Annotated in this window: 15 protein-coding genes; 5 read left to right on the top strand and 10 right to left on the bottom strand. The window is 39.6% G+C overall.

The window, feature by feature from the left end:
• Position 1 precedes the first annotated feature (1 nt).
• Together B6K83_RS03650 and B6K83_RS03645 are read right to left on the bottom strand one after the other, a co-directional pair.
• Positions 2–1,069, bottom strand: coding sequence for a saccharopine dehydrogenase (locus tag B6K83_RS03650; protein ID WP_085283356.1), 1,068 nt, complete (start codon positions 1,067–1,069; stop codon positions 2–4).
• Positions 1,070–1,168: 99 nt separating this feature from the next.
• Complete coding sequence (locus B6K83_RS03645) at positions 1,169–3,886, bottom strand: TonB-dependent receptor (protein WP_085283355.1); 2,718 nt, start codon at positions 3,884–3,886, stop codon at positions 1,169–1,171.
• Between the two features lie 297 nt (positions 3,887–4,183).
• Here B6K83_RS03645 and ygjK point away from each other — a divergent pair, with 297 nt between their 5' ends.
• Positions 4,184–6,637: an alpha-glucosidase gene (gene ygjK / locus B6K83_RS03640; protein WP_085283901.1), complete on the top strand. Its 2,454-nt coding sequence runs from the start codon at positions 4,184–4,186 to the stop codon at positions 6,635–6,637.
• A 103-nt stretch (positions 6,638–6,740) separates the two neighbouring features.
• On the opposite strand, the gene B6K83_RS03635 is transcribed toward ygjK, so the two are convergent.
• Both B6K83_RS03635 and B6K83_RS03625 read right to left on the bottom strand, forming a co-directional pair.
• Entirely contained in the window at positions 6,741–7,112 is a 372-nt protein-coding gene (locus tag B6K83_RS03635; RefSeq protein WP_085283353.1) for a DUF413 domain-containing protein, read from the bottom strand.
• A gap of 504 nt (positions 7,113–7,616) precedes the next feature.
• A complete protein-coding gene (locus B6K83_RS03625) occupies positions 7,617–8,270 on the bottom strand; it encodes a hypothetical protein (protein ID WP_085283349.1) in 654 nt (217 codons plus the stop codon).
• 137 nt (positions 8,271–8,407) lie between these two features.
• Here B6K83_RS03625 and B6K83_RS03620 point away from each other — a divergent pair, with 137 nt between their 5' ends.
• Positions 8,408–8,662 carry a helix-turn-helix domain-containing protein gene (locus tag B6K83_RS03620; RefSeq protein WP_074498695.1) on the top strand — a complete coding sequence of 85 codons (255 nt, stop codon included), beginning with the start codon at positions 8,408–8,410 and terminating at the stop codon, positions 8,660–8,662.
• A 359-nt stretch (positions 8,663–9,021) separates the two neighbouring features.
• On the top strand, positions 9,022–9,558 hold the full coding sequence (locus tag B6K83_RS03615; RefSeq protein WP_074498696.1) for a manganese efflux pump MntP: 537 nt from the start codon (positions 9,022–9,024) through the stop codon (positions 9,556–9,558).
• A 48-nt stretch (positions 9,559–9,606) separates the two neighbouring features.
• Here the strand turns inward: B6K83_RS03615 and B6K83_RS18515 are convergent, their stop codons facing one another.
• The 4 genes from B6K83_RS18515 to cadR all read right to left on the bottom strand — a co-directional run bounded on the left by B6K83_RS18515 (position 9,607) and on the right by cadR (position 11,070).
• Positions 9,607–9,822: a GDCCVxC domain-containing (seleno)protein gene (locus B6K83_RS18515; RefSeq protein WP_085283347.1), complete on the bottom strand. Its 216-nt coding sequence runs from the start codon at positions 9,820–9,822 to the stop codon at positions 9,607–9,609.
• Positions 9,810–10,199, bottom strand: coding sequence for an organomercurial transporter MerC (merC, locus tag B6K83_RS03605; protein WP_085283345.1), 390 nt, complete (start codon positions 10,197–10,199; stop codon positions 9,810–9,812). The genes B6K83_RS18515 and merC overlap by 13 nt, the downstream gene beginning before the upstream one ends.
• Positions 10,200–10,260: 61 nt before the next feature.
• Positions 10,261–10,638: a MerR family transcriptional regulator gene (locus tag B6K83_RS03600; RefSeq protein WP_085283343.1), complete on the bottom strand. Its 378-nt coding sequence runs from the start codon at positions 10,636–10,638 to the stop codon at positions 10,261–10,263.
• 42 nt (positions 10,639–10,680) lie between these two features.
• Positions 10,681–11,070 carry a Cd(II)/Pb(II)-responsive transcriptional regulator gene (cadR, locus tag B6K83_RS03595; protein ID WP_074498700.1) on the bottom strand — a complete coding sequence of 130 codons (390 nt, stop codon included), beginning with the start codon at positions 11,068–11,070 and terminating at the stop codon, positions 10,681–10,683.
• A gap of 77 nt (positions 11,071–11,147) precedes the next feature.
• Here cadR and B6K83_RS03590 point away from each other — a divergent pair, with 77 nt between their 5' ends.
• The gene (locus tag B6K83_RS03590) at positions 11,148–11,879 is read left to right on the top strand and encodes a transglutaminase-like domain-containing protein (protein ID WP_074498701.1); all 732 of its coding nucleotides are present in this window, start codon (positions 11,148–11,150) and stop codon (positions 11,877–11,879) included.
• On the top strand, positions 11,866–12,753 hold the full coding sequence (locus B6K83_RS03585; protein WP_074498702.1) for a cation diffusion facilitator family transporter: 888 nt from the start codon (positions 11,866–11,868) through the stop codon (positions 12,751–12,753). Before B6K83_RS03590 ends, B6K83_RS03585 begins: the two co-directional genes overlap by 14 nt.
• A 71-nt stretch (positions 12,754–12,824) precedes the next feature.
• Here the strand turns inward: B6K83_RS03585 and B6K83_RS03580 are convergent, their stop codons facing one another.
• The gene (locus B6K83_RS03580; RefSeq protein WP_085283341.1) at positions 12,825–15,953 is read right to left on the bottom strand and encodes an efflux RND transporter permease subunit; all 3,129 of its coding nucleotides are present in this window, start codon (positions 15,951–15,953) and stop codon (positions 12,825–12,827) included.
• Positions 15,954–15,963: 10 nt separating this feature from the next.
• Positions 15,964–16,860, bottom strand: coding sequence for an efflux RND transporter periplasmic adaptor subunit (locus B6K83_RS03575; protein WP_074498704.1), 897 nt, complete (start codon positions 16,858–16,860; stop codon positions 15,964–15,966).
• Positions 16,861–16,902 lie beyond the last annotated feature (42 nt).

The following is a 16,902-nucleotide window of genomic DNA, read 5'->3' as shown; positions in this document are numbered from 1 at the left end:
TTTAAATTTCGTTAATTTTACGCTTGAATAAGGCCAGTGCCGCAGGCCAAACCCCCTGAGATTTGTCATCTAGCGTTAGTAAGTGTTTCACTAATTGTTCGCCGTAGTCTTCACTACTTTCTTTTGGTAATAGTGACGGTAGATGATCGATAGCAATCAGATCAAGAATGTTGCTCTCATCTAGGCGTAAACATGGTGTTTTAAAAGTGGTACATTGTTGATAAATCGGTAATGGATTATAGCTACCGTAAGGGTCACAACTAACATCAACAATCACCGACAATTTTCGCTCCGGCTGTTTAAGTAGCTCTTTGGTAATAAAAGGCGGTAAGTCTTGATTCACCAAGACACAGTTGACAAAAATATCAGCTTGCGTGATCTCAACAAACGGGCCGCCTTTTTTGGTTTCTGCTAAGTCCCATTCCAATACATCTAACGACAGCGCTTTTGCTAAGTCGACTGCCCCGCTACCACTGCGCCCTTTCGCGCCAATCACTAATAATTGTGGCTGAGTGTCTACTTGGCTGATGGCTTGTTTAAGTACCGTTAGCAGCTGCTCTTTATCTTGATAAGAGTGAATATCCGCTAAAGGTGGTGTCATGCCTTGTTGCTGATTCGCCCAGGCTAACACCGATAAGGCTGCACCTGCAAAACCCGCCCAGTAGCCAAACGCCGCCACTCGACGTTGCTGCTCATCAACTAGGTACTCTAAATCGTATAACTCGCCGCCGCCACGCTTAAAGCGTGATAATAAATCTTGCCAGCCAGCTTGCTCTTTATAGGCGTGAGCAAAATAAATATGTTGATGAATAAGTGGAAAGTCATCTTCAGGCAATTCTTTTAAACCCAAAACTATTGCGTCTTTGGGGGCATTAATCCAACTACCTTGCTCGACAATTTCTGCATTCACTTGTCGGTAAAGCGCTTGGTCAAAAATGTTTTGTGATGAACATTCAACACTCACTTTAAAACCGGCGTCAACTAACGTTTTTGCACCTTGTGGAGACAGTGCGGTACGTTGTTCATGTGGTTTTGTTTCAGCGCGTAGCCAAATATGTGCTTTAGTCATAATATAAATGTTCAGTTGTTAGGTAAAAAAGTGACGCTAAAAAAGCAAAAGCCAATTAGCGTCAAAGGTATTTAGCAAATCCTTTTGCTCACTAGGAAGTTAGAAAGTGCCACGAACACCAATTGAGTAACGTGGACCTGTCTCTATCGTGTACAAGGCATGACTGCTGTATAAGCCACGCTTTTTAGTGACTTCATTGGTAACATTGATACCTTCAAAAAATACCGTAAAGTCATCTGTGATATCATAGCTACCACTAACATCAACTTGGTAGTAATCTTCAACGTAGATTGGTGCTCCGCCCGCCCAGTTAGAGGTTACTTGCATAAACTCGTCACGGTTGTTGTAAGCAATACGGAATTGCACAGCGTCTTTTTCATAGAATAACACCGCATTTTGCGAGTCACCTAAACCCGGTAAAGGTAATGGATTTTCCGCAGTATCAGCACTTGACTCACTGTCAACAAAAGTCATATTTGCCATCACACCTAAGCCATCAAATGGCGCAGGTAGGTAGGTAAATCTATGTTGTAAAGCAAGCTCAACACCGTCGATTTTTGTTGAATTAAGGTTCATTGGACGGCTCACTCGAATATCAAACTCACCGTTTGGTACGGTTACTGACTCTTGTGAGATGCCACCGTCAATAAAGTTATCAACATCTTTAGTGTAATAAGAGATGGCTGCATAACTTGCATCATCAAAGTACCACTCAAGACTTAAATCAAAGTTATCTGACTCGTATGGTTCAAGATTAGGGTTACCGCCTGAAGCTGATAAACTGTCAATCTTACCTTCGCTATAGCTAGTTGCAGGCGACAATTCAGTTAACGTTGGGCGCGTAATACTCTTTGACCATGCGGCACGAATAATAACGTCTTCAACCACTTCGATATTGGCGTTAATGCTTGGTAGTACATTACTGTAATCAGCTTTTTCACTAATACGCGTTAGGTTATCTGAGGTAATTGGCACATATTTACCTAAAGCATCTGGGCCTGTGATATCAACTAACTCATTGCCATAACCTGATGATGTGGTATCGGTTTTCACATAGCGCACACCAGCAACTACTTGCCAAGGCATAGCACTTAGCTCACCTTCAAAATAGGCATCAACATATAATGCGGTTAACTCTTCTTTCACTTCATAAGAATCAGATAAAACATTTTGTGCAGTATGACCACCATTATTATCCATGGCAGCTTTCATGCGCGCCGCAGAGTCAGGATCTAATTGGGTATAACCTTGGTCACTTTCTAAAAAGTTCATAAATTCATACGAATCAAAAATAAGCCATTGGCTCACTGGGTCGCCACCTGCTGCTGATAAGAAGCCATCAGCGTCAAAATCAGTAAATAAGCTGCTAGGTAACTGCACCACATAACCACCCCAACCATTACGCACGGTACGGTCGGTGTTGGTTGGCATAGTTGATAAAGTGCGGCTTGAGTGTGAGGTACCAAAATTAACTTTAGATAAGCTACCTTGGTCAACAATCCACTCAGCATCTAAACGCGCTTCAACAATTTTATCTTCGATATCATCACCAAAGATACTGGCCCAGTTAGCGCCTAAAATATCTTTGCTTAAGTTTTCTTCAAAACCTAACTCAGGTACATCGCCACCTTTTGTTGTATCAAAGGTATAGCTGTTGAAAAAACCAGCTACTGTATCAGTAGTGCCATTTCCGCCATCAGATTTTGCATTTGAGTAAGACACATCCGCGGTGACATTTAGCTCATCACTTAATTGCCAATCCATATTCACGCCAAGCGCTTTAGTGGTGGTTGGACGGTAAGATAAACGATTTAAGTAATCGGTGGCACTGTTATTGCCTGTTGCTAATTGCACAATAGTTCGGTTTTCATCCAATGTGGCATCAACGATATTACCTGGCTCAAACCAATGCGCTAGGATGTCTTCGCGATAGCTAACATCGTACTTTGAGTACAAGGCATCAGCAGTGAACAATAGGTCATCATTCGCGCGGTATTGCAACACTAGGCTACCGCTGGTACGTTCACGGTTTTCAGTTTTAACGATTTGATCATAGTTTCGTGGCATAAAAACATTTTCAAGCGTTTCGCCACTGTTTAATGAATCAAGTGTTTCAGATAAATAGCCGGCAGTTTGTGCAACATCACTGCGGCTGTCTTTATCGCTATAAGCAAGAGAGGCTAAGACACCGAATTTACCGTCATCGAAGGTATTACTGATTAGACCAGAGAATGTTGGGTTATTGGAGTCTGACAACTTATCGTAAGTATTTTTGACACTGGCTACGGCTTTAAATTCGCCAATAGACAACGGACGATGGGTAGTAATGTTAATCGTGGCACCAATACTGCCATCTTGTAGCTTAGCTGATTGCGTTTTATGCACTTCAGCGCCACTGATTAATTCTGAGGCTAGGGTATCAAAGCTGAATGCTCTACCACCACTGACCGTCGACATAGTACGACCATTAACCAGCACAGCATTAAATTCTGGCCCTAAGCCACGGACACTGACCAATTGCCCTTCACCGCCATCACGGTCAATAGCAACACCAGAGATACGCTGCAAAGACTCAGCCACGTTTTGATCCGGAAACTTACCAATATCTTCTGCTACGATGGCATCAACCACACCGTCAGAAGACTTTTTAATATCCATTGATTTGACCATACTGGCATGAATACCCGATACCGTGATCACTTCAATGTCTTTATTAGCACTTTGGCTACCTTCTGCAGCGCTTGCGGTTGTTGCTACGCCCAGATTTAACATCACTAACATTGATAGATAGCTTAGCTTTGGTTTTTTAATTTGCATTTACACTCCCCTCTGACGGTGTTTTTCGTGCCTCTAACGGCTACTTATATTTTGCGGTTATTAGTGGCCGAAAAATAATCAGCCCAGTTAACACTATAATTGTAAATTTCTTAATTGCAACATTTATCATACAAATAATACTATATCAATTATCGCATAATATAGTTTTATTTGGCATACTTTGCCATTAAGACAAGGTATTTTTAACGGAATTTAAAAATAAAATACGACTAAGTTACTATTAGATAGGTAGTTTTCATGATTAAGGGTTTACGTTTATTTAGTATAGGTTTTTGCATGTCACTGCTGTGCACTTTGCCGGCGATGGCAAGTGCTGACCGACAAGAAAAGATAACCGCTGAGCACCCTAGTGCGCACAATGTTATTGATCGCACGGGCATGCCAAAACAGCACAAAGATTACGATAGTTATCAAAATCAAAAGTTTAATCCATTTTTTGATTTAGGCGCTTGGCACGGTTTTTTATTACCTGCTAATAAAGCAGGTTATGGTGGCTTTACCGGCCCAATGATTATTGCCCAAGAGTATGGCTTGTTTATCGCTGAGCTACTCGAGCAATTGCAAATCGTTAACTTAGAAACTCAGCAAAGCTTTGACTTATCAACGGCTCAATCAAGCATTTACTCTCAGCCTGGTGCCCTAGTACAACATTATGTTTTTGCTGAATTAGACCTAACGCTGACGTTGCACTTTATCAGTAATAGAACAGCACTGATCAGCACAAAAATCAGCAATAAAACCAGCGAAAACTTACCTTTACAACTAAGTTGGCACGGTGCTTTATTGTCGCAATGGGATGATAAACAAAGTGTAAAAAATGCACTCCCAACCTGGAGCCGAAAACTAACTAGCCATCAATATGGTCTGAACATTAACTTTGGTGAAATAAGGTCAACGTGGGACATTCTCACCAGTGACAGTGCGCAGTATCAAATTCACCGTAACTTAGCCACCAACACGAAAATTGACCCCAAGCAACTGAGTTACACTAGCCGTGCGCAAGTCAACATTGCTAAAAACAGCACTCTTGCGCTACATAGCACCCAAAGCTACTTTCATAACCAAGCCGAAGCCAATATAGAGCAGCCATTTATCGTGCAAGCGCTTACCGCTCCTAAACAGTTTATTCAAGCGACTCAAGCGCGATGGCAAAGCTATTTAGACCATGGCGTTAATCTGGCCGATAAAAGCGATCAGCAAAAACTAGTGGCGATAAAGTCAATTGAAACCTTAATCGGCAATTGGCGCAGTGCTGCAGGTAGTTTGTTACATGACAGTGTTACCCCCTCTGTAACGGCTCGCTGGTTTAATGGTACTTGGGCATGGGATACTTGGAAGCACGCTTATGCTATGGCCAGCTTTAACCCTGAACTAGCCAAAAATAACATTCGCGCCATGTTTGATTATCAAATTCAGCCTAATGATTCGCTTCGACCAGAAGACTACGGCATGGTGACCGATGCGGTATTTTATAACAAAGATCTGCCTCGAAATGGTGATGGGGGTAATTGGAACGAACGTAACAGTAAACCACCACTTGCCAGCTGGGCAGTATGGCAAGTCTACCTGAAAACCCAAGATATCGACTTCATTAAAGAAATGTTGCCAAAACTTGAACAATATCATCAGTGGTGGTATCGCAACCGCGACCATAACCAAAACGGGCTAGTCGAATATGGCGCTACCAAACACAGGTTTCACAATGATGAACACGGCAATATCAGTTTTAAAGTTCAATATAGCAACGACCAAGCACGCCAAGCAGCGAACTTAAGTAGTTGTACTGCGGCAAAAGATCACTGGTACCAATGTGCAGGCATGGCGTTATATCAACAAGTACTGAGCCGTGGCGACTATGACGACATTGATATTGGCGCTCAGCATGGCGCTGCATGGGAGTCAGGCATGGATAATGCCGCGCGTTTTGGCTTTATTAATCAAGAACAACTTAAAACTTACGCCAAGCAACACTATCAAGGCAATATCGAGCAAGCCCGTAAAGACTGGCAGGTGATGTTTTTTGAGAACAGAAATGCTCAAGGCGAACTACTCGGTTTTTCAATTAACCAAGAGTCAGTTGAACTTAACACCTATTTAGCGCATGAAAAAAACCTGTTAGCGAACATGGCAGAGCTACTTGGCAATAGCCAATTAGCAACACAATATCGACAAGCAGCAACAAGGCTTGCGGCGCGAATTAATCAATGCTTTTTTGATCCAGAAAGCGGTTTTTACTACGACCGAGCCATAACAAATGCAAATCAAAGCTCAAGCCAAGTTTGCACAGGTAAACTGTTGACCGAGCGCGGCAGAGGTCCAGAAGGTTGGAGTCCTCTTTGGGCTAATATTGCCGATAAAGATAAAGCGGCACAGGTAAAAGCGGTGATGTTATCGCCAGATGAATTTAATAGCACAGTACCATTAGGTACAGCGGCTTTATCTAACCCTGCTTATGATCAAGATATTTATTGGCGCGGTCGGGTCTGGCTTGACCAAGTATACTTTGGCTTAATCGCTTTAGATAATTATGGCTATGCTAGTGATGCTAAAGCCTTAGCGAACAAGCTATTAGTGAACGCCCAAGGGTTAAGTGAGAATGGCGCTATTCGCGAAAACTACAACCCAGAAACCGGTGCAGTACAAGGGGCGAGTAATTTTAGTTGGAGTGCCGCGCATTTATTGATGCTCTACCATGAGTTTTTCAGCGCAGAGCGTGCTAAAAACCATTAGCGATAATAACAGCTACTTTACTGCAATACGTTGGGTGCTGCTCTGGTAGCGCACCCAATATTAGTTGATGCAAATGCCGGTATTACTCCTGCCTGCAGCGCTATTATTCGTCGTCAAAGTCGTCGCTATCAGCGGCGACATCGTCATCAAACACTGCAACTTTACTGCGCCCAAATAAGGTATGAAACTGCTTAGGCGTTAAAATTTTATTGTGATACTTCAGCCAAGCTTTTTCCTCTGCTGTAGTCGGTAGGATCTCCCCCTGACAAACTTTGATAAATTGCTGCTCAACCTCGGTAACAGGCGCTCTTTTGCCACTGGCTAAATCAAGAAAGGCAATACCATGGTTTTCTATAATGGCGACTTCTTTAAGTGAATAATCCCCTGAGCGGCTTAAGCCTCTAGGGTAGTTTTTATCATCGTAAAACTTACGATCGGTTTGGAAACTCTGCAAAGAATTGTTAGTTGTGCTCATATGCGTGCTCAAACAAAATCAACAAATGTGGAAGGCAAATTTTTTATCAATTCTGGCAAAAAATCAATATTAAAATTAAGCAAAAATGCGTTATCGCCGTAACCTTGGGCGCAGCCAAACGCTGTAATCAAATTATTCGCTTGAAAACGATTTATTTATTAATGCTTTACCTTTTAAAACTCATTAATAGCCTAACAATAAAAAAGTGCAAGGGTATAACTACCATTGCACTTTTTTGTTACGACATTGACACGCTAATTATTGACGATATTCCACTTCAACATCGTAATCATCTTTAAGCACCGTTACACTTCCTGAACTGTGAAAATTGTGAATAACCATAAATAACGGTACATGTAGCTAATCTATCATATTCTCATTATTTTTAATTAAAAACATGAGAATTTTGAGAGGTTAGGCATGATTATTCTCACATTTAGCAAAAATACCTATCTAGATGTTCTACTAAAGTTGATAAAGAACGCTAGTTACTAATTTTAATAATTATACTCTACTTATTATTTCAGGTAACGTTAAAATTTTAGGGCGTGTGTTCTGCCCTTTTGTCCACTGAAGATAAGGTTGAACATAATTTCGTTCTAGGTGATCCGTTGCATATTCACTAAAGCCCAACATTCTCTCCTTATATAGAACGAATTTAATTCCAGATGGGGCAACCCATTCAAACTTATCTTGGCTTTGAGCAATATGATGCAAACTCATTATTGTTTCAGATAATTTGACTGAATCTACGTCCTTATGTGTGCAATTCATAAATATTCTATATCTAATGATTCTTTGATCTTCTGTATTAGGCAAACGTAATATTGCCCATGCTTCAGGGATTAAAAAATTTACTTCACTGTCCTCAACTTTAAAGTCAAATTTAAACCTGAAAAGGCGTGTTAAGTCTATTTCATCTTTATCTATTTGTTGAATGCCTGCTAAGCCAAATTTATTTAATTGATACTTTAAAAATTTATAGCATTTAGCAATATTAATATTGTTGTTATGAAACCGCGCATTATCACGGTGAAGTTGCTCTGCTAAGCCGTTCAAGGCCGGTTCTCCAATTTTAATATTAAGTAAAATACGAAGAGCCCCTGAACCTAGCATATGCTTGAACTCTTTGAACATCTCTTTTTTTTCTTGATTCATGTATACCTCAGCCGTCTGATACCTAATGACATTAGCTATTAATTTTTAATATAGTATGGCAACAAAATAGCACCAAAGTGTCATCATACCTTGGTGCTATTTTGTTGCCAAGAGGGTTCTACAATAGAGTTGATGCCATGATTAAGCATATAAACGATTCTCGTTATAAAGCCTTGATAGATTGGCTAAAAGCTGCTCGTAAAGAGCAGGGATTAACTGTACGTGATCTTGGTGAATTATTAGGTGAGCCTCACCAGTTTGTGGTAAGAATAGAAACCTGTGAAAGAAAACTAAATGTATTTGAGTACGTACAATATTGCGAAGCTCTAAAACTTGATACTTCTGTTGGGCTAAGCAAATTAAAAGAATTAAGTTTTATTTCTAGAGCTTAATCAAAACCTTAAAGTTACTCCTATTGCCAACTACGAGCATTGACACTATTCTATAAAATTGTTCGAATTAGTCAGCTAGCAACTCTTAGGGCATAGAAAAACAATATGTAAATGTCATTTCTTAGCCAATAGCAGACATTAGCTTTTGAGTTATAAACAATCACTCATAGCCAATTTATGAGATTAACATTATTCAACGAAAAGTTTATTCTAATGTACCTAAACAATTCTCAATGAAAATTGTTTAGGTACAATACTAGACAAAGAGTAACCAGAGCATTTCATTATTGGTTTGATATCGTTGTATTTAGTGGGTTAGACTTTCTGAATTTTTTTGATAAAACCTTGAGGAAAGTTGATTGTTTGAAGTGTTAATTCTTGCTATTGCCTTAAGTATGGATGCCTTTGCTGTGTCGATCGGCTTAGGCTCTAAACAGGCAACTAGTTTAAATAAACTAGCTTTTAAGGCTGCTTTCTACTTTGGCTTTTTTCAAGGAGTAATGCCGCTATTCGGTTATTTTAGTGGCAAAGGGATATCATCATGGGTAAACGATTATGCGCCTTGGATAGCATTTGCTTTGTTGATCTTCATCGGGGGAAAAATGATTTATGAATCATTTGCTGAAGGTATTGAAGAAGACATATCTCAAGTCACTCACCGCGTTTTACTGACTTTAGCTATTGCAACGAGCATTGATGCTATGGCCGCAGGTTATGCAATCACTTTAATGGACGTAAATGTACTAATAGCTTGTTTGACTATCGGTGTGACCACAGCTGCTTTTAGTTGGCTGGGTGTGAAAATAGGTGCTAAAAGCGGAACTTTACTTGAAAGTAAGGCTGAGCTATTAGGTGGCATTGTGCTAATTCTTATTGGTTTTAAAGTGTTGCTGTAATCTTAACGGTTGTAATTTAGCACTAAACATTAAGATTTTAATGATTTATTAGCCAGAGCAGCAATTTTGCCCTTCCTGAATAGGAGGACACTTAACTGTTCCGAACGAACAATAAACACAGCAGTCACCCTTTAAAGGCTTTAACAAAACTTTGCACGATTCACATTCATAATACCACTGACAAGCGTTTGTCGGCATTTCTTCAATTTGACTATACCCACATTCTGGACATGTAATAGTCGACTTTAGCTCTATACGTTGCATGTTTGCTCCCTTACTGGTTTTACGATATCCAAAACCGACATAACGATCATTAAGCAAATACCAAAGTAAAATAGGTATGTGCTCCAATCATATTGCCAAAGAGGATAAAGCGTTAATAGCACTGCTACAGGCCCTAGAATGCTGAAGACAGCTCTGGTATGGTTTTTATTTTTGTGCCAGTTGTATAAGTTTACTAGTAGCGCCAGAGTTGCAAATATAGGTAACAAGGTATTTACAGCAATCCCCTCAAAGTGAGAAAGAAAACCTAACCCCAACGCTGATGCTAATGAACCGAGTGCAGGGAAACACCCTGTACAACTAAGTGCTGCAAGCCAAACCCCGCCTGAGCCAACTTTATCTAAAATTTTATTTATCATTTGAAAGTCTATTGGTTGATATTACCAGCACTTTAAACTCCGTATATAAGTACGGAGTCAATCATTTTAATGAATCAATTATGGGGCAATGTGTTGGATCTTCGTTTTGCATACAGGTATTTGTCATATCCACAATTACTTTCTCTAAACGTTGAAGGTCATTAATTTTGTCTCGAATGATTACTAACTTTTGTCGGCTTAATAGCTCAACTTGAGCGCAGTTGCTGTCCATAGACATTAGCGATTTTATTTCTCTTAACGTAAAGCCGAGCGCTTTGGCTTTTGTGATAAACCTAAGTTGTCCTGCTATTGTTTCGTCATATTGTCTATAACCAGATATTGGTTTTTCAGGTTGTGTAATCAGCCCTTCTCGTTCATAAAAACGAATGGTTTCTACATTTAAATTTAATGATTGTGCTAATTTGCCAATGGTTTTCATTATTGCCTTTGTGAATACTAATAATCTAAAGTTATATTTAGTTTAACTATCCAATGTTTTAATGATCCCGCAGGCTTCAATTGTATTATCTGACCCACAAGCACTTGCCATCTGTTGTAATTCAGCTTTAAGCGCCCTTAATTCTTTCATGCGTTTATTCACTAGTGCAAGTTGCTGATCAATTAATGCGTTAACGCTAGAGCAGCTTTCTTCGGGGGTATTTTTTAGTTCGATAAGACGTTTAATATCATTGAGTGATATATCTAGGCTGCGACAATGTTTTACGAATTCCAATTGTTTTAGTGCTTTACTATCATACAGCCTGAAATTACCTTCTGAACGGTTTGGATTTAATAGCAATCCTTCTCTTTCATAATATCTAATTGTCTGTATTGAACAGCCTGATTTTTTTGAGAACTCACCTATTTTCATAAAATTCCTTAACGCTATTGACTCTATAGTTACTATAGATTCTATAGTGTTAGTATACAAGTTGAATGGAGAATAAAATGACAAAAAAATATTTAAATAATACGACAATTGTTAATTTTGAACATAAGAATATCCAATCTCTCATTAATCAACGAGGGTGGAAAAACTTGGATAACTTCAACAAAATTGGTGCAGCCTACCAATTCGTTAAAGATGAAATATTATTTGGTTACAATGAGAGTGATGATATTTCAGCAAGCAGTGTTTTATCCGATGGTTACGGACAATGTAATACCAAAGGCAACTTGCTGATGGCATTGTTGCGAGGGTTAGGCATTCAATGTCGTTTTCACGGTTTTACTATTGATCAGCAATTACAAAAAGGTGCTATTCCAACCTATGTGTTTTGGTTAGCGCCTAAATACATCATCCATAGTTGGGTGGAAGTTTATTTCGATGGACGCTGGATAAACTTAGAGGGCTTTATATTGGATGAGCAATACTTAAGCTCACTACAGCAAAAATTTGACCAAGCAAAAGGTGAGTTTTGTGGTTATGGTGTTGCAACAAAGTGCTTATCTTCACCCGGTACGGATTGGCGTGGAGAGGATACCTATATTCAAAAAGAAGGTATTCATGACGACTTTGGGCTTTATGATTCCCCTGATGAGTTTTATCTTGAAAAGGGTACTAATTTGTCGGGAGTAAAACGTTGGATATATCAACGCGTGATACGTCACTTGATTAATATGAATGTATCAAGACTAAGAAATAAAAAAGTACTAGAGGTACAAAATGCACAACCATAGTCACAGTCATCAGCATGGTAAAGGCGATCGTATTGGTTGGGCATTTTTTCTGAATGTGACATTTACTATTATCGAGTTTATTGGTGGATGGCTTACCAACAGTACCGCGATAATGGCAGATGCTGTACATGATTTAGGTGATAGCCTGTCTATCGGCTTTGCATGGATTTTAAGTCGTTTTTCAGATAAAGAAGCATCAGACAAATTCAGCTATGGTTATCGCCGTCTTACACTTTTTGGTGCATTGGTAAATAGTATTGTTTTGATTATTGGTTCTATTTGGGTTTTATTTGAAGCCATTCCAAGGTTGTCCAATCCTGAAATGCCTGTAGTTGAGGGGATGCTGGGACTTGCCATACTCGGTGTTGCCGTGAATGGATATGCAGTTTTCAAATTAAAAGCGGGTGAAACATTAAATGAAAAAGTACTGACATGGCATCTACTTGAAGATGTACTTGGCTGGGTTGCTGTTCTTATTGTTTCTGTCGTACTTCTTTTTGTTGAACTGCCAATTTTAGACCCTTTATTATCAATTGGCTTCACGCTATTTATCTTATTTAACGTTTTTAGAAACTTGAAATCAACGTTGGTGCTTTTTCTTCAAGCGGCACCAGATAGAGAGACCCAAGAACGAATTAAACAATCATTACTGGAATTTCCAGAAGTTAATGGTATCCACCACATGCACTTTTGGTCACTAGATGGTGAAAGTCACGTTTTAACAGCGCATCTTGAGCTTAGAGACAACTTTGAAGTTGAAGACCTAATTAGACTTAAACAAGAAGTTGCAACTAAATTAGCTTCCTATCATTTATCGCATACGACGATAGAGTTTGAGTTTCTAAATGAAAGTTGCCGAGATGATACGAATTAAACTTTAAAAATTAAAATAAAAAGATTAAATATAAAAGCAGCTTAAACATAAATTAAGCTGCTTTATTGTTTTTAAATTTCGTCGGACTGCTGTTTGCTACTCTCAGAGCCATGCGCCCATTGATATAAAATAGGCAATACAAACAAAGTTAAAATTGTAGAAGATACAATACCGCCAATAACAACTGTTGCTAGTGGTCTTTGTACTTCTGCACCAATTCCAGTGTTTAACGCCATTGGAATAAAACCTAAACTAGCAACCAGTGCCGTCATTAAAATAGGTCTTAAACGAATGATGGCACCTTCAATGATTGCTACGTAAAGGTCGCCTTTTTCATGCCAAAGATCTCGAATAAAAGCCAACATAACCAAGCCATTTAATACGGCGACACCTGACAATGCTATGAAGCCGACACCTGCCGAAATTGATAAGGGCATGTCTCTTAAATAAAGTGAAAATACGCCCCCAGTTAATGCTAACGGTACGCCACTGAAAATGATTAATGCATCTTTTAATGAACCAAATGCTATAATCAAAATACCTAAGATAACAACCAATGTTATCGGTACAACTAGGCTTAATCGCTTACTTGCTGACTCTAGTTGTTCAAACGTTCCACCATAATCAAGCCAGTATCCTGCTGGGACTTCTCCTTCCTGATTAATTTTAGCTTTCACTTCTTTTACAAAGCCGCCTAAATCTCTGCCACGAACATTGACGGTAACCACAACTCTTCTTTTTCCGTTCTCACGGCTAATTTGAGCAGGTAAAGACTCTGATTTAAGCTCTGCAACTTCTTCAAGTGGCACATAGTTACCGCCCTCAAGTGGAAGCGGCAGGTGCTTCAAGCCATCGATATCTGTTCTTGTTTGCTCTGGTAGGCGAACAACTAACTCAAATCGTCTGTCACCTTCATAAATGATCCCCGCTGATTCACCGCCAATCGCAGTAGCAACCCAGTCTTGCAATTCGGTAACGTTCAATCCATACCTACCAAGCGCTTCTCGTTTAGGAATTACTGATAAAGATGGAACACCTGTGACCTGTTCCATTCGGGCATCAGCAGCACCGTCCACGGTTTTCACAATATTTAGAATATCTTTTGCGGTAAGTAATAACCGATCCAAATCATCACCAAATACTTTGATACCCACGTCAGCTCTAACACCAGAAATCAATTCGTTGAAACGCATTTGAATAGGCTGAGTGAATTCATAGTTGTTGCCCGGAATGTTTTTCAGTACCTCTTCCATTTCTTCAACTAATTCACTCTTTGGCTTTGAAGGTTCGGCCCAATCTTTACGTGGTTTTAAAATAACAAAGATATCAGCAATACTCGGTGGCATTGGATCAGTTGCTACTTCTGGTGTGCCGATGCGCGAGAATACTTTATCAACTTCAGGAAACGCTTTAATACGTTGCTCAAGTACTTCTTGCATTTCTACTGATTGCTCTAGGCCAGTCGATGGAATTCTTAATGCCTGTAGTGCAATATCACCTTCATTTAATTGTGGAACAAATTCTGTCCCAAGCGTAGTTGCTAACCAAAGGCTATACCCCATTAACAGCGTTGCAAATGAAACAATAATCCAACGAAATTTCATCGCCATTTTTAACAATGGTTCATAAATAGACTTGGTTGAACGAATAACTACACTTTCTTTTTCGCTGATTTTACCTTTCATAAATATCGCAACAGCAGCAGGAACCAGTGTAACTGAAAGGATCATGGCCGATATTAACGCCATAACGACTGTTGCCGCCATAGGGTGGAACATTTTCCCTTCAACACCAGTTAAAGTAAAAATAGGTATGTAAACAACTGTGATAATAGCTACACCAAACAGGCTTGGGCGTATGACTTCTGAAGTGGCTTCAAAAACAGTATTTAGTCGCTCCCTTAAGTCTTGCCTATGGCCGTTGTGTTGCGCCTCTGCTAACCGACGAACAGAGTTTTCAACGATGATGACAGCCCCGTCCACTATCAAACCAAAGTCCAATGCGCCGAGACTCATTAAGTTGGCAGATACTCCCGCTTGTACCATACCTGTGATTGTCATTAACATTGATAGTGGTATTACAGCGGCGGTTATTAATGCAGCGCGTAAATTTCCAAGCAATAAGAAAAGTACAACGATAACTAATAGCGCACCTTCAACGAGGTTTTTGGTAACGGTTGTAATCGCTTTATCTACTAACGTTGTTCTGTCGTAAACAGGCTCTGCGGTAATGCCCTTTGGCAGAGATTTTTGTATTTCGCTGAGCTTCTGTTCCACTGCTAAGGCAACAGTACGAGAATTCTCACCAATCAGCATCATGGTTGTACCAAGCACTGTCTCAATGCCATTACGAGTAGCAGCCCCTGTTCTAAGTTCTTTGCCAATAGCAACATTGGCAACATCACTTATTTTTACAGGAATACCATCGTTCTTTTTGATGATGACATTGAGGATCTCATCTATTGTCGCAAGTTGCCCAATGGAGCGCACTAACACTTGCTGTCCGTTTTGTTCGATATAACCTGCGCCACGGTTATCATTGTTTTTACGTAATGCATCAGATATTTCTTCAAAGCTTACCTGATGAAAAAGTAATTTTTCAGGTTTCGGTGTTATATGATATTGCTTGTTGTAGCCGCCGATACTGTTGACCTCAATGACGCCTTTAACTTGAGCCAATTGCGGTTTAATGATCCAGTCTTGAATTTCCCTCAGGGCAATAGCGGTGTAAGGCTCTCCATTAGGCATTTTAGCGTCAGGAGAAGCTTGTACGGTATACATAAATATTTCGCCAAGCCCTGTGGAAATAGGACCCATTTCTGGCTCTAAGCCAGAGGGAATAACGCCTTTTATCGCAGCTAATCTTGCATTGATTAAGTTGCGAGCAAAATAAATATCGGTTCCCTCTTCAAAGATAACGGTTACTTGAGATAATCCATATCTTGACAGGGAGCGGGTGTGAGACAGCCTTGGCAATCCAGCTAAGGCGGTTTCTACAGGAAAGGTTACCCTTTGCTCTGCTTCTAAAGGTGAATAACCGGGGGCAGAGGTATTTATTTGTACCTGCACGTTTGTTATATCTGGAACAGCATCAATAGGAAGTTTTTGATAACTCCACATGCCAATGCCGATGATTACCATCAGCAGACTTAGTATTAAATAGCGTCTATTTATTGCTAGACGCAAAATTGATTCAATCATATTGCGTCTCCTAATCGTCGTCTTCTACTTCAGATTTCAAAATATCTGCTTTGATCAGATAACTGTTTTTGCTCACATATTCAGCGCCTTTACTGAGGCCATCAATGACCTCTATATAGTTCTTATCTGAACGCCCTAATACAAGCGGCGCAAATTCGTACTCTTCACCTTCTTTAACAAATACACCTAATTGTCCACCTAGTTCTTGTATAGCAACTTTCTCAACGGCTAAATCCACCTCAAATTGATTTATTTTAACGTTGCCTTTTAATAATTGACCTGACGTTAGGCTTAACTCAGCATTGTTTAAACGTACCCGCGCTAATACATAAGGTTGATCTTTAGCTGGAATAATATTAGTGATAACGGAGTTGAATGCGTGTTCACCATGCTCAATATCAACATGCTGACCGACTTTGATTTGATTATATTGGCTGGTAAACACCTTAAATTCAGCCCACAAGGTGTCAAAATTTACGATTTCAAACAAGCTGGTGTTTTGCGTGATACCGCCAATATTTCCATTTCGCTGTAAAACAGTCCCAGAAACAGGCGATGTTATTTTATAAGTATTTAAGCTCTCATTAGATTCAATAACGGCTAATAGATCGCCTTTTTTTACCTTATCACCAACAGTGGAGTTTATTGTCTTTATAACGCCGTTATATCTAGCGCCAACTTGAAATAATTGTTCAGCGCCTATCGTCGTAGCGCCGTATACAGGGATAGTTTGGTTCAACGTTTTTGAAGCTAAATAGGCTGTTTCAACACCAACCTTTTTTGCCATGTTATTGTCGATTTTGCTTATGCCTTCTTCGCCTTCATGTTCATCTTCACTAGCGAAACCACTTTGAATGGGTGACAAATACCCAATAAAAATCAATAGTGCGAGTAAATAGTTTTTCATTTTGAATTCCTAAACGATTCAGTTAATAACTGAATCAATAAA

Origin of the sequence: Colwellia chukchiensis, from assembly GCF_002104455.1 — a bacterium.
In the GTDB taxonomy this organism is placed as follows: domain Bacteria; phylum Pseudomonadota; class Gammaproteobacteria; order Enterobacterales; family Alteromonadaceae; genus Cognaticolwellia; species Cognaticolwellia chukchiensis.
This window is presented reverse-complemented; position numbering and strand designations above follow the sequence as displayed.

Excerpts from the sequence above, each read along its gene's own strand:
- B6K83_RS03650 (WP_085283356.1), bottom strand. The coding sequence starts at position 1,069 with ATGACTAAAGCACATATTTGGCTACGCGCTGAAACAAAACCACATGAA.
- B6K83_RS03645 (WP_085283355.1), bottom strand. The coding sequence starts at position 3,886 with ATGCAAATTAAAAAACCAAAGCTAAGCTATCTATCAATGTTAGTGATG.
- ygjK (WP_085283901.1), top strand. The coding sequence starts at position 4,184 with ATGTCACTGCTGTGCACTTTGCCGGCGATGGCAAGTGCTGACCGACAA.
- B6K83_RS03635 (WP_085283353.1), bottom strand. The coding sequence starts at position 7,112 with ATGAGCACAACTAACAATTCTTTGCAGAGTTTCCAAACCGATCGTAAG.
- B6K83_RS03625 (WP_085283349.1), bottom strand. The coding sequence starts at position 8,270 with ATGAATCAAGAAAAAAAAGAGATGTTCAAAGAGTTCAAGCATATGCTA.
- B6K83_RS03620 (WP_074498695.1), top strand. The coding sequence starts at position 8,408 with ATGATTAAGCATATAAACGATTCTCGTTATAAAGCCTTGATAGATTGG.
- B6K83_RS18515 (WP_085283347.1), bottom strand. The coding sequence starts at position 9,822 with ATGCAACGTATAGAGCTAAAGTCGACTATTACATGTCCAGAATGTGGG.
- merC (WP_085283345.1), bottom strand. The coding sequence starts at position 10,199 with ATGATAAATAAAATTTTAGATAAAGTTGGCTCAGGCGGGGTTTGGCTT.
- B6K83_RS03600 (WP_085283343.1), bottom strand. The coding sequence starts at position 10,638 with ATGAAAACCATTGGCAAATTAGCACAATCATTAAATTTAAATGTAGAA.
- cadR (WP_074498700.1), bottom strand. The coding sequence starts at position 11,070 with ATGAAAATAGGTGAGTTCTCAAAAAAATCAGGCTGTTCAATACAGACA.
- B6K83_RS03590 (WP_074498701.1), top strand. The coding sequence starts at position 11,148 with ATGACAAAAAAATATTTAAATAATACGACAATTGTTAATTTTGAACAT.
- B6K83_RS03585 (WP_074498702.1), top strand. The coding sequence starts at position 11,866 with ATGCACAACCATAGTCACAGTCATCAGCATGGTAAAGGCGATCGTATT.
- B6K83_RS03580 (WP_085283341.1), bottom strand. The coding sequence starts at position 15,953 with ATGATTGAATCAATTTTGCGTCTAGCAATAAATAGACGCTATTTAATA.
- B6K83_RS03575 (WP_074498704.1), bottom strand. The coding sequence starts at position 16,860 with ATGAAAAACTATTTACTCGCACTATTGATTTTTATTGGGTATTTGTCA.